Annotated in this window: 12 protein-coding genes and 4 pseudogenes; 8 read left to right on the top strand and 8 right to left on the bottom strand. The window is 30.2% G+C overall.

Features of this window, described 5'->3' with window-relative positions:
* Positions 1–79: 79 nt before the first annotated feature.
* The 4 genes and pseudogenes from CKL_RS21715 to CKL_RS10245 all read right to left on the bottom strand — a co-directional run.
* Positions 80–357, bottom strand: a pseudogene (locus CKL_RS21715) (transposase); the annotation flags it as partial.
* 39 nt (positions 358–396) lie between these two features.
* A pseudogene (locus CKL_RS10250) lies at positions 397–1,207 on the bottom strand (IS256 family transposase); the annotation flags it as partial.
* Between the two features lie 324 nt (positions 1,208–1,531).
* Positions 1,532–1,681 (bottom strand): hypothetical protein, encoded by a 150-nt coding sequence (locus CKL_RS20800; RefSeq protein ID WP_155814026.1) that lies wholly within the window; start codon positions 1,679–1,681, stop codon positions 1,532–1,534.
* A 161-nt stretch (positions 1,682–1,842) separates the two neighbouring features.
* On the bottom strand, positions 1,843–2,118 hold the full coding sequence (locus CKL_RS10245) for a hypothetical protein (RefSeq protein WP_012620564.1): 276 nt from the start codon (positions 2,116–2,118) through the stop codon (positions 1,843–1,845).
* A gap of 148 nt (positions 2,119–2,266) precedes the next feature.
* Between CKL_RS10245 and CKL_RS10240 the strand changes: the two genes are divergently transcribed.
* On the top strand, positions 2,267–3,274 hold the full coding sequence (locus CKL_RS10240; RefSeq protein ID WP_012102426.1) for a dTDP-glucose 4,6-dehydratase: 1,008 nt from the start codon (positions 2,267–2,269) through the stop codon (positions 3,272–3,274).
* A gap of 112 nt (positions 3,275–3,386) precedes the next feature.
* Here the strand turns inward: CKL_RS10240 and CKL_RS10235 are convergent, their stop codons facing one another.
* The gene (locus CKL_RS10235; protein WP_012102425.1) at positions 3,387–4,448 is read right to left on the bottom strand and encodes a hypothetical protein; all 1,062 of its coding nucleotides are present in this window, start codon (positions 4,446–4,448) and stop codon (positions 3,387–3,389) included.
* A gap of 488 nt (positions 4,449–4,936) precedes the next feature.
* Between CKL_RS10235 and CKL_RS10230 the strand changes: the two are divergent.
* The 3 genes and pseudogenes from CKL_RS10230 to CKL_RS10225 all read left to right on the top strand — a co-directional run.
* Positions 4,937–5,484, top strand: a pseudogene (locus CKL_RS10230) (AAA family ATPase); the annotation flags it as partial.
* Between the two features lie 35 nt (positions 5,485–5,519).
* Complete coding sequence (locus CKL_RS20795) at positions 5,520–5,696, top strand: hypothetical protein (protein ID WP_012102422.1); 177 nt, start codon at positions 5,520–5,522, stop codon at positions 5,694–5,696.
* 185 nt (positions 5,697–5,881) lie between these two features.
* Positions 5,882–6,757 (top strand): Rpn family recombination-promoting nuclease/putative transposase, encoded by an 876-nt coding sequence (locus CKL_RS10225; RefSeq protein ID WP_070104658.1) that lies wholly within the window; start codon positions 5,882–5,884, stop codon positions 6,755–6,757.
* A 322-nt stretch (positions 6,758–7,079) separates the two neighbouring features.
* On the opposite strand, the pseudogene CKL_RS19855 reads toward CKL_RS10225, so the two are convergent.
* The 3 genes and pseudogenes from CKL_RS19855 to CKL_RS10205 form a co-directional block, all read right to left on the bottom strand.
* Positions 7,080–8,297: pseudogene (locus tag CKL_RS19855) on the bottom strand (IS256 family transposase).
* Positions 8,298–8,463: 166 nt separating this feature from the next.
* The gene (locus tag CKL_RS10210; RefSeq protein WP_012102418.1) at positions 8,464–9,573 is read right to left on the bottom strand and encodes a leucine-rich repeat domain-containing protein; all 1,110 of its coding nucleotides are present in this window, start codon (positions 9,571–9,573) and stop codon (positions 8,464–8,466) included.
* Positions 9,574–9,674: 101 nt separating this feature from the next.
* Positions 9,675–11,972, bottom strand: coding sequence for an Ig-like domain-containing protein (locus CKL_RS10205; protein WP_012102417.1), 2,298 nt, complete (start codon positions 11,970–11,972; stop codon positions 9,675–9,677).
* A gap of 207 nt (positions 11,973–12,179) precedes the next feature.
* Here CKL_RS10205 and CKL_RS21290 point away from each other — a divergent pair, with 207 nt between their 5' ends.
* From CKL_RS21290 to CKL_RS10190, 4 genes are read left to right on the top strand one after another with little or no spacing between them, the layout of a single operon-like run.
* Positions 12,180–12,302, top strand: coding sequence for an Rpn family recombination-promoting nuclease/putative transposase (locus CKL_RS21290; protein WP_242649414.1), 123 nt, complete (start codon positions 12,180–12,182; stop codon positions 12,300–12,302).
* A gap of 59 nt (positions 12,303–12,361) precedes the next feature.
* Positions 12,362–12,670: a hypothetical protein gene (locus tag CKL_RS21285; RefSeq protein WP_012102416.1), complete on the top strand. Its 309-nt coding sequence runs from the start codon at positions 12,362–12,364 to the stop codon at positions 12,668–12,670.
* Positions 12,652–13,071 carry a type VII toxin-antitoxin system MntA family adenylyltransferase antitoxin gene (gene mntA, locus CKL_RS10195; protein ID WP_012102415.1) on the top strand — a complete coding sequence of 140 codons (420 nt, stop codon included), beginning with the start codon at positions 12,652–12,654 and terminating at the stop codon, positions 13,069–13,071. The genes CKL_RS21285 and mntA overlap by 19 nt, the downstream gene beginning before the upstream one ends.
* Positions 13,064–13,492 carry a HepT-like ribonuclease domain-containing protein gene (locus CKL_RS10190; protein ID WP_012102414.1) on the top strand — a complete coding sequence of 143 codons (429 nt, stop codon included), beginning with the start codon at positions 13,064–13,066 and terminating at the stop codon, positions 13,490–13,492. Before mntA ends, CKL_RS10190 begins: the two co-directional genes overlap by 8 nt.
* The last annotated feature ends 25 nt before the right edge of the window (positions 13,493–13,517 follow it).

The following is a 13,517-nucleotide window of genomic DNA, read 5'->3' as shown; positions in this document are numbered from 1 at the left end:
AGATAGTGTAGCTTTGTAATAATAGTATTGTTTGCAATAATAATATTATTATTCACTTTTATGCAAAATAGTACAGGCTTTATATATGGGACTCAATTCTATCTTGAAACATTATAGTCAGTTGAGCCAGGGTATTAGCCAAGTTAGGAGATGTCGATGTCCATTTGACCATTATTTGCTCTGTGGCTAGATAAAGAGCTTTAATAAGGGAATCGTCCGTAGGAAATACAGTTCTTACCTTAGTGAACTTCCTAAGCTGCCTGTTGAAGCCTTCTAAAGCATTAGTAGTATATATTATTTTTCTTATTTCTGGTGGAAAATCAAAATAAGTGGATAGATTTCCCAGTTATTCTTCCATAATTGTACAGCTACAGGATATTTGTCTCCCCATGTAGTTTCTAATACTTCAAGTGCCTGCACAGCCATTGTCTCATTAACTGCTTTGTATACATTTTTTAAATCCTTCATAAAAGCTTTAATATTTTTTGAAGGTATATACTTCATAGAATTTCTTATCTGATGTATTATACAATTTTGTATATTTACTTCAGGGAAGACTGCCTTTATGGCCTGTGGTAGTCCTTTGAGTCCATTCATACATGCTATTAGTATATCTTTAACTCCCCTGTTTTTAAGGTCATTGCATACAGAGAGCCAGTACTTTGCACCTTCAGCTCCACCAATCCATATACCAAGTATGTCTTTACGTCCTTTTACATCAAGTGCCATACATATATATGCAGCTTTACTAACGATTCTATGTTCTTCTCTTACTTTAAAATGTATAGCGTCCATATATACTATTGGATAGATCTCATCAAGGGATCTATTCTGCCATGCTGCGGCTGTATCCATAACTTTATCAGTAATTTTAGATATCATTGAAGGAGATATATCTATTCCGTAAAGTTCATCTATTTCTGATTTGATATCATCTACAGACATTCCCCTAGCATATAATCCTTGCATCAAGTTCATTGCAGACTGTTTCATATTTTTTCACTATCTTAGGCTCAAATTCAGCTTTCCTATCCCTTGGCACATCCACCTTAACGCCGCCAAAGCTAGTTCTAATATTTTTAGAACTATATCCATTTCTATAGTTTTTGTCTTCTCCTGATAGCCTATCATATTTTTCTCTTCCAAGATGTTCTTCCATTTCTGCCTCTAGGAATTGCTGTATTATACCTCCAAATAATCTTTGCATCAGCCCGTTTTTTCCTACTAAATCTTCCATGCTGTTGCATTTTTTCAATTCTTTTTTTAAATCTATATCAGCTATTTCCAATACATTCATATTTTTCTTTTCTCCTCTCTAGTAATATTTCATACTTATTATTACCATTATTACCAGCTACCCATACATTTAAATAACGTACCTTGATTTGTTTTACACAATCCTAGGTACGTTCCCTAATGCCGACAGCCCCCTTTCGTTTCATCTTTGCTGTAATTGCCAATAGAATAAGTATTTGCAAAGGTATATGCTTATTTTATTTCCGTTTATCTTTAAAACTCTCAGGTAATTTGTCTATAAGTACAATATTTTTGTTTTTAAAACTAGTGCGTCTATTAAGTTAAGAAAACTTAAATCGGCTGCATCAGTTTTCCTGATTTTTATAACCTTTAATACTTTGTCTTTGAATGCTTGTTTGACTATTGAAATAACTTCATCTGACATGGATAATACATTATTTTTTAATGTTTTTCTATCAAATATTTTAGAATCTGAGTTTTCTTCTGGCCATTCCTGGATAAATGATTAAAAAAATTTTCAAAGTTAAGGGATAGCTTATCTGATGTGCAATTTAATGCATCATTAGAGACTTTTATCCAGAAGGTTTATTCTTTTGAAATTTTCGATCTTATCTTTACATATCTTAGAGCATAATTTTCAATAAATTCAGGATCATCAGGATTGGCGGAATTGAGCAGTTCTTTTATATATCCATATTGAATATGTACCTCATCAAAAATTTCACTGATATCATGTAAAAAATTAATGTTTGATGCAGATAGTGTGAGATCCAGTTTTGAAAAGGATGTTCCATCAAAATAAAAATCTGTGGTACTTGTATTGTAAAAAATTCTATTATAAGGTATATCTAGATTCAACATTGTCTACCTTTTTTCTGAGTAATTTTAGAATAGATAAACATATTAAATTATTGGTATATTCATAAAAAATTTTAATTATAAATTTTTACAGAAAAATGACGATAATAAAACTATAAATGATTTGTAACTTCAAGGGGAGGTTAATTATATGAATACACTTGTAACAGGAGGAGCAGGATTTATAGGTCGTTGGGTTACAAAAAGATTGTTAAATGAAAATGATTCAGTTACTGTATTAGATAATCTTTCCAATGGAACACTTGAAAATATAGAAGAATTTAAAAATAATACCCATTTTAAATTTATAGGTGGGGATATAAAGGATAAAAACAAGTTGGATGAGGTATTTAAGAATAAATTTGATATAATATATCATCTTGCGGCATCTATAAATGTACAGGATAGTATCGATGATCCTGAAACTACATTTTTCAATGATACTTTAGGAACCTTCAATATACTTGAAAAGGCCAGATATCAGATGTTTGGAAAAAGAGGAAGAATGGATGGAAACAGCTGGGTACTTGATCCTAATGAAGATACCTATCCTTGTAAAATAGTATTTATGAGTACCTGTATGGTATATGATGTATCAAAAGATGAAGGAATTTCTGAAACACATCCGGTAAAACCAGTATCACCCTATGGTGGAAGTAAAATTGCCGCGGAAAATATGGTGCTTTCTTATTATAATGCATATAAGCTTCCTGCTGTGGTTATAAGACCTTTTAATACTTATGGGTCTTTTCAAAAAACTGGAGGTGAAGGTGGGGTTGTGGCTATATTTATAAATAATGTACTTCATGGTAGAGATATAAATATATATGGTTCCGGTGAACAGACCAGGGATTTACTCTATGTAAAAGACTGTGCTGATTTTGTAGTTGAATCTGGATATTCTGAAAAAGTAAATGGACAAATAGTTAATGCAGGAACTGGTAGGGATGTTACTATAAATGAACTTGCAGATATTATATGTGGTTCTAAAATTAAAATAAATCATGTAAAACACATTCATCCTCAGAGCGAAATAATGAAATTAAAGTGTGATTATTCTAAAGCTAAAAAACTTATTGGGTGGCAGCCTAAGTATACACTGGAACAAGGAATTGAGGAAACAAGGAAATGGATAGAGGGGACTAAACTTTTGAGGTAGATTTTTTTTATGGAGTGAAAAAAACTTATAGAAAAGAGCATGAATAAAACGGATAGTTTTAATCCTATCCGTTTTTACAGTATCTATATTGCTCAGGATACTTTTTAATATGTTAATTAAGAACTTGTAAAGTATTTAAATCTATTGTATATGTTCCGGGATTTTCAGGAGCGGTAGAGGTGTAAGTATATGTATCATAAGTTAGTGCAGTACCGCTTTCGAATTCATTATTTGTTCTAAATGATATATTATTATTTGATACTTCAGCGCCAGTTATTCTATCAATTCTTTTAAGAATATTACTGCCGCTGTTATCATTAAACCAAAATGCCCTACCATAAATAATTCTATTTCCTGCAGTTACCCAGCTAACAAAGTAAGGATGAACTGCGTTAGGGTCATATCCACCACTTGTCTTTAAGTTAATTGATGGATTGAAAAAGTCAAATAAATAAAAATCTCTATATTCTCCCCATATTTTACCCCCAGAACCATCGCTTGTATAAATTGGAACATAAGCAGATAAAGTCCCAGCTCTAACACTTAGATAAGTATAGTTACCATTTGGATTACCATAGCAAAGGCCATCAAATCCTTTTTTATAAAGTCCATTATCGTAGAGAGGATGACTTTTGTGATTTTGATTATAAATAATAAGACCATGATCTTCTACATAAAAACTAGTAGTATACACAATTTCCATTACATAAAAATCTTGGGTGACACCGTTAATGGTAGTACTATAAACATACTGGGAAGCAATAGCTGTGAGTCTTGATGAATAATCTATAGATGGATTAGCTTGTTTTATTTTTTCAAAGGCTGTAGCAACGCTTTCATTTTGTGGTGTATTATATTTATTTTGTAATACTTGGTCTAGATAGTTGATAAAAGGTGTATAATTTGTTTCAGCAGCTAACCCATTAGATTTTGTGTTGGAATAGTTTTTGTTATTCTGAGATGAATTTTTTAGAATTTCATTAGAGATTTCTTTTAAATTTAGTTTGGGTAAAATTGGTTCAGTAACAATATTTTCCTCTGTAGTATTAGAATTAGTTGATATTTTTGGGATTTCATTAACATTTTCAGAAGCATGTACTTTTGTCATGACTAGATTAGAAGATAAAAGTACGCCACATAAAACCGGAATTAGAAATTTAATTTTGTTATTCATAATATCATTTCCTTTCGTATAATATTAAATTATAGTATATATATTACCATCATATAGATTAAAAGTAAAGTTTGGAATAATCAACATATAATAGTTAAATACAACATTATCAAGTGATCCTTAGATTCAGATGAAGTTTGATTATAAAGAAGACCTTTCTCCAGATAAACCTTAGAAGAACTTATCGAGGTGCGTAGCAGTGCTTAATCCCCCACTTTGATAGAAGATAGGGGTGTTAGCAATGGTAGTGATCAAATAAATTTCCTATAATAATTACATTTTATCACATTTATAACCAATATTAAACATTATCTAATATTGACGCGTTGAAATTGTATATTGTGATAACTATTTTTTAAGTGTTTAAATCATGGATAATGTGATAAAATGTAGGAAAGAAAGGGCGAGAACCATGGAAAAGGTAATACAACTAAAAAAGAAATATTAAAATTAAATAAGGAAGTGACAATATTACTATGGATGGTGGTAAAATAAATAATAAAATTTATGAGCAGCTGATATATAACCACATGATGATGAAAGTGATAAGAAATAATGAATATGCTGAAATATCTAAATATAATTACAAGTCAAAATTTATAAAAGAAGACGGCAGTTTAGATGTGAAAAGGTACTTATAAAGTTCCAGGAGTTTATGAAACACGAATACTCAAGAAAAAGAGAATCCTTTTTGGAAGCAGATGGCAGATTATTATTTTTAGCCTTTATAAGTCCCATAGTAAATGGCACAGGATTTACATTTAAAGAAGTGCAGGGTGGAGAGGAAAAAAGGTTTGATATAGTTATAACCTATAATAAAAAAATGTATATATTGGAGTTAAAGAGATGGCAAGGAGAAGAATACCATAAAAAAGGACTTGTCCAACTTGGAGAATATTTAGATCAATACAGTCTGCATAGAGGATATCTTTTGATATTTGACTTGAGAAAACTTAAAGGTGAAGCAGGAAAAGTGGATGAAGTAAGGGTAAAGATAGGTGATAGGGAAAAGAATATAGTGGAAGTCTATTGTTAAATATTTTCTTTTAGTGTACGATAATGCAATTATAAATGATTGGAATTTCAAGTGTAATTAATAAAATTAAATTAGTTAATACTCATAACAAAAAAGTTAAAAAGATTAGCGATTTGAATGATAGACTATTGAATCAAAATATAATAGATTCTGATACTTTTAAAATAGATAGATTAAAGACTCAGCTTAGAAATAGTCAGGCGGAAGAATAGTATATGCGAACAAAGCATTATATTCTCAGAGTTCAAATCTAGATAGTAGTGATGTCATGAAGTTAATCAGTTAGCAGATAGTACCTCACAGCAAACTCAGGCAAACCTTCGCAAGTACCCCAGAGGTGTAGTAGCAAGTTCGTAGGGTGACAGTCACCTCTAAAAAATGTATAACTATTTTAAATTTGTCTAAAATAGTTGTCAGGTGTAATGCACATTCTGATAGCTGTTTTTTAGAATTTCAATCTCGTGTGGATTACAGGATGCCCATGAGATTACTATTTTATATGGTAGAGATATGGAGAGAAATACTTAAAAATACTTCAAAGAATGACAGGAGTAAAAAAGATTTTAAACTTCCATCTATTATTCCTATGGTACTTTACAATGGTAAAAATACATGGACTGCCTGTAAAAATTTCAAGGATGTATTGAGTGGAAGCAAGCTGTTTGGTGAAAATGTAATAGACTTCAGGTATATGTTGTTTGATATTTACAGATATAATGAAGAACAGCTTGAAGATATGGCGAACATGGTATCTACGGTATTTTTGCTTGACAAGGAAATAAGTAAGGAAGATTTGGTAAAGAGACTGAGATTGACAGCATATGTACTTAAAAAGATAACTCCAGAACAATTTGACATTCTTAAAGCATGGCTTAAAAGTATAATAAAGCCGAGATTAGACAGTGAATCTAAAATAAAGATAGAAGAGATATTGGAAAAATCCAGTCAAGGGGAGGTTGATTCTATGGTATCTAATTTAGGTAAAACTATAGATAATATCATAAGGGAAGGCAGAGAAACAGGGTTGGAAGAAGGCAGAAGAGAGGGTAGAAAAGAAGGTAGAAAAGAAGGTAGAAAAGAAGGCAGAAAAGAAGGTAGAAAAGAAGGTAAGTCAGAATTGATTACTAAAATGCTTGTTAAGAAATTTACTAAACTTCCAGATGGTTATACCCATAAAATAAATAGTTTATCAGATGAAGCCTTGGATATTATAGCTGTGAATCTGTTTGATATGGAAAAGGTGGAGGAACTGGAAAAATACTTTTTAAATTGAATTTCATGAAAATAGGCCGTGAAAATAATTATGTGTATTCTCTTTCTTTAGACAAATAATTTTGAGATGTTGTGATTTGTAAGTTAATGCAAATTGATATGGATAACTGCGAATTATTAATCAGTATTATATTGTATATTATATCCACTTTTGGTTAATAATATACATGCCAATAATAATATAGGGCAATGCTGAGGAGCAACCTGAGCGACTATTGGTGTTCTATGCAGGAACGGATAGGATGAAAACTATCCGTTTTATCCGTTCCTGGCAGAACATATGCGATAAACCTCAGGGGTCCGGGGACAGAGTCCCTGGTGGATTATGCTCCTTTGTTCAATATTTCGCTGAATAATATATTAAGCTGGTTTACAACCATATCCCAATTTTCATAGGAACGAGTCCATTTCTTGCTTGTTCTCTGCGTGGCAAGGTACAGCATTTTCATGAGACTATCGTCATTTGGAAATATAAGTTTAGCTTTGGTTACTTTCCTGAACTGACTGTTAAGGCTCTCTATGGCATTTGTAGTATACATGATTTTACGGATATAATCAGGAAACATAAAAAAAGTTACAAGGTTATCCCAGTTGTCTTCCCAGCTTTTTATGGCATTTGGATATTTACCTTCCCATTTTTCTTTTGCATCCATGAGATTCTCAAGTGCGGCATCCTCATTTACTGCACCATAGACAGCTTTTAAGTCTTTTGCAAATGCCTTTTTATCTTTATATGGTATGTATTTCATACTGCTTCTCAGCTGATGGATTATACATCTCTGGATTTTGGCAAAAGGATATACAGCTCCTATTGCCTCTTTAAATCCATTCAGTCCATCTACACAGAATACAAGCACATTGCAAACTCCCCTATTTTTAAGGTCATTGAGTACTGAAAGCCAGAATTTACTGCTTTCATTTGCACCTATCCATATACCAAGTACTTCTTTTTGTCCATCCATATTTACACCAAGTACCACATAGGCAGCCTTAACTATAATTCGCTTATCTTCCCGCACTTTATAGTGAATTGCATCCATAAATACAAAAGAATAAGTTTTTTCAAGTGCTCTGTTTTGCTATTCTGCAACCACTGGAAGAATTCTATTTGTTATATTGGATACCATTTCTGGAGAAAGATCTACGTCATAAAGATTTTTTACCTGTTCTGATATATCTCTTGTAGTCATTCCTGCTGCATATAGAGCCATGACTTTATCTTCAATGCCAGTCACATTTCTTTTATACTTGGGAATAATTTTAGGTTTATATTCACCACTTCTATCCCGGGGTATATTGAGTTCAACAGGACCTAGTTCAGATTTTATAGTTTTTTTAGAGTATCCATTTCTACTGTTAGTTGTTTGTTTTTCAGTTACATTGTATTTATTATATCCAAGTTGTGTATCCATTTCTGCTTCCAATGCTTCTTGAAGTACATCCTTAAACATTTCTTTCATGGCAGCTAATACTTCATCAGGGCTTTTAAATTTTTGTTCATTGACATAATTCCTTAAAATTTCTTTAGAAATATTCGACATAAAAAATCACTCCTTCATGTAAATAATTGTAAACTTATCATCTAAAATTATTGCTGTGAAAGAGTACTTTTTATTCACTTTACACAAAATTTTTTAAAGGCTCTAAAAATATTGAACAAAGGGGCATAACACACTAGGGACCTGTCCCAAGGTCCCTAGTATTTTTTTATTTATAATCTCTTATATATTTAATAGTACAATTTGAAAGTGCATTTTGTAATAATTGTTTATCAGTATCACTAATTTGGTTATCTCCCAGGTAAAGTGTTCTTAAATTATATAGTCCTTTTAGTACATTTATGTCACTTATTTGATTATCTGTTAAATCAAGCGTTTTTAAATTATACAATCCTTTTAGTGCGCTTATGTCACTTATTTGATTTTTGTATGCACTAATATTTTGTAAGTTATATAATCCCTTTAGTGCACTTATATTGCTGATTTTATTATAATCTAAATCAAGTATTTTTAAATTATATAATCCTTCTAATATACTTATATTACTAATTAGGTTGTCCTCTAAATCAAGGGTTTTTAAATTAGTTAAGTCTTTTAATGCGCTTATGTCACTTATTTGATTGACATATAGATCTAATTTTTGTAAATTGGTCAAGTTTTTTAGTGTAGTTATATCATTGATTTTATTATAACCTAAATTCAATTCTTGTAAATTAGTTAAATCTTTTAATACAGTTATATCACTGATTTTATTACCGTATAAATCAAGTTTTTGTAAATTGGTTAAACTTTCAATTCCACTTATGTCTTGTATTCCACCTAGTTCAATATCCAGTTCTTTAATGTTTTCAACATCACTTTTATAAATATCTCCAGTAGGCTTATTTATTATAGTTCTTATTTCTTGTTCTAAATTTGCATCCTTAAATGTTACTATATTATTATTAGTATCTTTTTTAATATTAAAATGTAATTTATATTCATTCTTTAATGCTTTACCTTTAATGGAATGGGCTTTGCTTCCAACATTCAATATATAACTCTCACCTTTTGTATATCCACTTTCTGGAGCCGTCACTATAACTGTCTTACTGTCTTGTCCCAATTGAATACCTATATTTATTGTGGCACCTTTGGTATCCGTTACAGTTATTCCTTCTTTGGTTGTATTATCAAATCTAACTTCATCCGTAAATTTGATTGTCCATGTTTTATTAGAGTCTACTGTTTGATTGTCAGTAAAGTTTGCTGCTTTTACACTAGGTGCCAATAGTAAAAAAGTGCTGATCAAAATTCCTGTTATAAATTTATTTTTCATCTTATTTATCCTCCATTCATATAGTTGTTATTTTTTCAACAATTCTAATAATGATTTTTTATGCCTGCAAGTGAATTGAAGATTCCCCTGTTTTTAGGATATTAATTTGTATTATTGCTTTTAGCTTGAAATCTTACGTTTTGCCAAATTGCCCAATCATATAAGTCATCACCATTGGCATCTACGCCAAAATATAATTCATCTCCGTCATTGTAGGGAATGTCTAAATTAAAGTCTCCACCATTTATTGATTGCCATAGTGGTTTACTGTAGTTATCTTTTCCTTTATAAATATAGAATCTAACTGAACCACTGCTATTATTTAAATTAGCAATTCCAGAAACATTCACTTTACCATAGTTTCCATTTAATTTTACACATGTTATATTATCTAGATTAACTCCGGCATTATTAATAGCTGAAGGGTGGGCAAGAAATTGTTCATTATCCATATCTACATTTAATATTGCAGGTAAATAATAATATGGATTATCAGTCCCCCAATATACATGGCTTTCTTCATCAATATATTTGTCAACTTTTATCATGTTTTTATAAACTCCATGTTGATCTCTTGTTTCAAATGTAACTCCCTTTTCTCCATTAACTGTAGTAGGCAAATAATCTATTAATTTTGTTACATTGTCCTGAATAATAGAGGTTTTAGGATATGTATATTTCCAATCGTACAAAGTCTTATCCAGGAAATTTATTTTTTTAGATAGTTCTTTAGATAAATTCCCATCTGTTATTGCTATTTTAAAATTCCCCTCTGATAATAATTTTAGTGATACATTGCAGTCAATTGTTCCGGAATATGTCTGGTTGAGTATATCAGCTTCACCACTTACAGTACCATTAATATCTCCTATGACATCTGCTGTTATATCAGCTGGAACTATGCCCATTGCTATTAGGCCCATACCTGCTCCTATTCCCATTTTTAAATCGCCGCTGGCAGTACCGTTTATTGTGAAATTAGTTTTGGTATTATCGGATTTTTCGTTATTTGCTGTAGTACCGTTTATATCTATGCCTTTATCAACATAACAAGATGCCTTCATATTTACATTTACTTCAGCTTCAATTTTGCCATCAAAAGTCAAATATAAAAAGATAGTAGCGCCAAATGGAATCTTTTCTATACCATAAATTGTTTCAACCGGAAGGGCTCCTATTTGATAAGTCATACTTCCTAGAATTATTTTATTATTCATATCAACCCCACTTAGGGTTATATTACCTAATGCTAGTTTATTACTATTGTCGCATCCTAAAAGTTTACTGATATTATTACCTTGTATTTCACCATTTCCTTTAACGTTAAGATTATCTTCACATTCTATTGTAGTATTTAGCCTGGCTTCAAGTTTTCTCACTTCGGTGGGTATTCCTGTTACCTTTTTTATATCCAATGCTGTCATTATTTTAGGACTCCTTAATACTATAGAAGGTTCATTATCAATTTCTATTCCATCTAAAGAATATTCTTTAGGTGGAAGTGATATATGAATATCTTCACCCTGAAATACATCTGCCAATGTATTATTATGTAATGAGGCTATTAAATCACTTTTACCAGAATCAATGCTTTTTACAAAACTTATTGTAGTACCCTTTGGAAATGTTGAAGATATTAAATTTTCTTCATTCAGTGATTTTTCAATATTGAAGTTAGCTTCAGAGAGCACTTCATCAATTCTTGGCTGGGCAATTTCTAATACATTCTTACCATCACTGGTAGTATTATTTGAAATTATTTTGCAGGCAGAACCCAAAGGATTGTCTTTAGTGGGTTTCATTAAAAAGATGTCTCCAGGTTTTGAACTGCTCAGACCTGTATTTGTGCTATCTAGAGTTATAACTTGATTGTTATTTTCATTTTCAGTTTTATTTATAATATGAGATTCAATATTTTCAGAATCATTTTTGTCAATCTGAATAACATTATTTGATATTACTGCAGTATTAATATTAGAAATTTCTTTTTCAGATGATGTAGTAAATGTCATTTTTATTGGTTTCTTAAGTGGTTTGCTACTTGCAGAAGTCACTTTATTACTAATGTTAATGTAATATGTTTGATTAGAAGAATATCCTCCAACAGGGCAATTTATAATAATTGATTTGTTATCATTGCCCGGCTTGATATCCACAGACTGTAAGTTTGAATTTGAATCTGTTACTGTAATATTTTCGTTATTTATAGTATTAAGGTTTATAGGTGAAGTAAAAACAACTGTCCAATTTTTATATATGGATATATTTTTTTTGGCTGGAAATTCATTAACTTCATTGTTTGATGCCGCAAATGCTGTAAAGTTATTTAGTGTTACCAGAGAAAAAACAAAAAATAATGCTGTAAGAATAGCTTGTACCTTTTTTATATATTTTTTCATGAAATGTATCCCCCTTATTTCAGTGCAGTTTTTGATTAGTCATCAATATTGTATCATAAACCAGGGTAACAGGCACTTGAAAAGAGTAAAATTGTCAATAATCACATGTAATTATAGTAGCTATTTTTTTAGTGTTTAAATTCTAAATAATGTGATAAAATGTAAGAAAGAAATGGCCGAGAATCATGGAAAAGAGGTGGATTTGTAATGTGCAGGTTAAATCCTAAGGTAGATTTTGCATTTAAGAAATTATTTGCAAGCCCTGAAAATAAGGACATATTAATTTCATTTATAAATTCAGTACTTTCAGAGGATGAGCAGTTTTTTTAAATAGAGCCTATGAAATAGATAAAGAAAAAATACCACAGCAACTGGCAGAAGATAGTGCAGTGAAAAAGGCAATAGAAAAGCTTGATATCATGTATCCGTATAGAGAAGAAAGAGAAATATATGAAAATGATTTAAAAAGACTCCGTATTCAAAAATCAGAAATTAAGGCTGCTGAGACAAAAGGAAGAGAAGAAGGAGAAACTGAAAAAACAATAAAGATAGCTGAAAAAATGCTAAAACGAGGAGATGGCATAGCAGATATAGTTGATATAACTGAGCTGCCTGAAGAAAAGGTAATACAACTAAAAAAAGAAATATCAAAATTAAATAAGGAAGTGACAAGATTACTATGGATAGTGGTAAAATAAATATATTAGATAAGCTAAAATCAAAAGAGGCAATAGATATATTTAAACAAAATAAAATAAACACAGCTGTGGTATTTGGCAGTATTTTAACAGAGAATTTTGAAGAATATTCTGATGTAGATATTGCAATTTTAAGTAAAAATAAAATTACTACTGATGTAATAATGATTATGGAAGAATCCCTTGAAAAACTTTTAGGTAGAGATGTGGATATAGTTGATTTAAAATCAGAAGATACTCAGTTAAATATGAAAGTTAGTATATATGATAATGGAAAAATTATATATGATGATGATCATTGTAAGTTATACAATTTAGATTATATGGAGGTGGAAAGGGTATATAAGGAAAATGAAACCTTTAGATTCTTCAGAGAAAGGGATTTGATTTTTGATGAATAAGCTTAGATTGTATGATTTGATAAAAAATATAGAGGAAACAATAAGTCTTTTAAATAAGGCACTATTTAAATTAGAGGAAATTGAAGATGAAGATTTAAGTAGTTTGATAAAATCATCCATAAAACAAACCTTTCTAGAGTATTTTATATTAATTGAGAGTTTTACATCTATGTGTTTAAAAGAACTAAAATTATATAAGATTAGTGATGATATGGAAAAATCTTTAATAAAACTATATGAAAATAAAATTATAGATAAAAACTTACTGGATTTTTTAAATGTATATAGAAGATACAGAAATAGAATAGCACATGTTTACAAACAGCCTGGTATAGAAGAAATCATAATTTTTTTAGAAAAGAATAAAGATAAAATGGAAAAAGTAGTAAATATAATGAAGAAGATTTATAGAAAATTATAATACTATAGAAGAAATTTCAGAAGGT

The sequence above is a fragment of the Clostridium kluyveri DSM 555 genome (genome assembly GCF_000016505.1).
In the GTDB taxonomy this organism is placed as follows: Bacteria; Bacillota; Clostridia; order Clostridiales; family Clostridiaceae; genus Clostridium_B; species Clostridium_B kluyveri.
The sequence above is the reverse complement of the archived record's forward strand: the minus strand, read 5'-3'. Positions and strand labels throughout refer to the sequence as shown.

Coding starts and splice junctions, on each gene's coding strand:
- CKL_RS20800 (WP_155814026.1), bottom strand. CDS start 1,681: ATGTCAGATGAAGTTATTTCAATAGTCAAACAAGCATTCAAAGACAAA.
- CKL_RS10245 (WP_012620564.1), bottom strand. CDS start 2,118: ATGTTGAATCTAGATATACCTTATAATAGAATTTTTTACAATACAAGT.
- CKL_RS10240 (WP_012102426.1), top strand. CDS start 2,267: ATGAATACACTTGTAACAGGAGGAGCAGGATTTATAGGTCGTTGGGTT.
- CKL_RS10235 (WP_012102425.1), bottom strand. CDS start 4,448: ATGAATAACAAAATTAAATTTCTAATTCCGGTTTTATGTGGCGTACTT.
- CKL_RS20795 (WP_012102422.1), top strand. CDS start 5,520: ATGATTGGAATTTCAAGTGTAATTAATAAAATTAAATTAGTTAATACT.
- CKL_RS10210 (WP_012102418.1), bottom strand. CDS start 9,573: ATGAAAAATAAATTTATAACAGGAATTTTGATCAGCACTTTTTTACTA.
- CKL_RS10205 (WP_012102417.1), bottom strand. CDS start 11,972: ATGAAAAAATATATAAAAAAGGTACAAGCTATTCTTACAGCATTATTT.
- CKL_RS21290 (WP_242649414.1), top strand. CDS start 12,180: ATGTGCAGGTTAAATCCTAAGGTAGATTTTGCATTTAAGAAATTATTT.
- mntA (WP_012102415.1), top strand. CDS start 12,652: ATGGATAGTGGTAAAATAAATATATTAGATAAGCTAAAATCAAAAGAG.
- CKL_RS10190 (WP_012102414.1), top strand. CDS start 13,064: ATGAATAAGCTTAGATTGTATGATTTGATAAAAAATATAGAGGAAACA.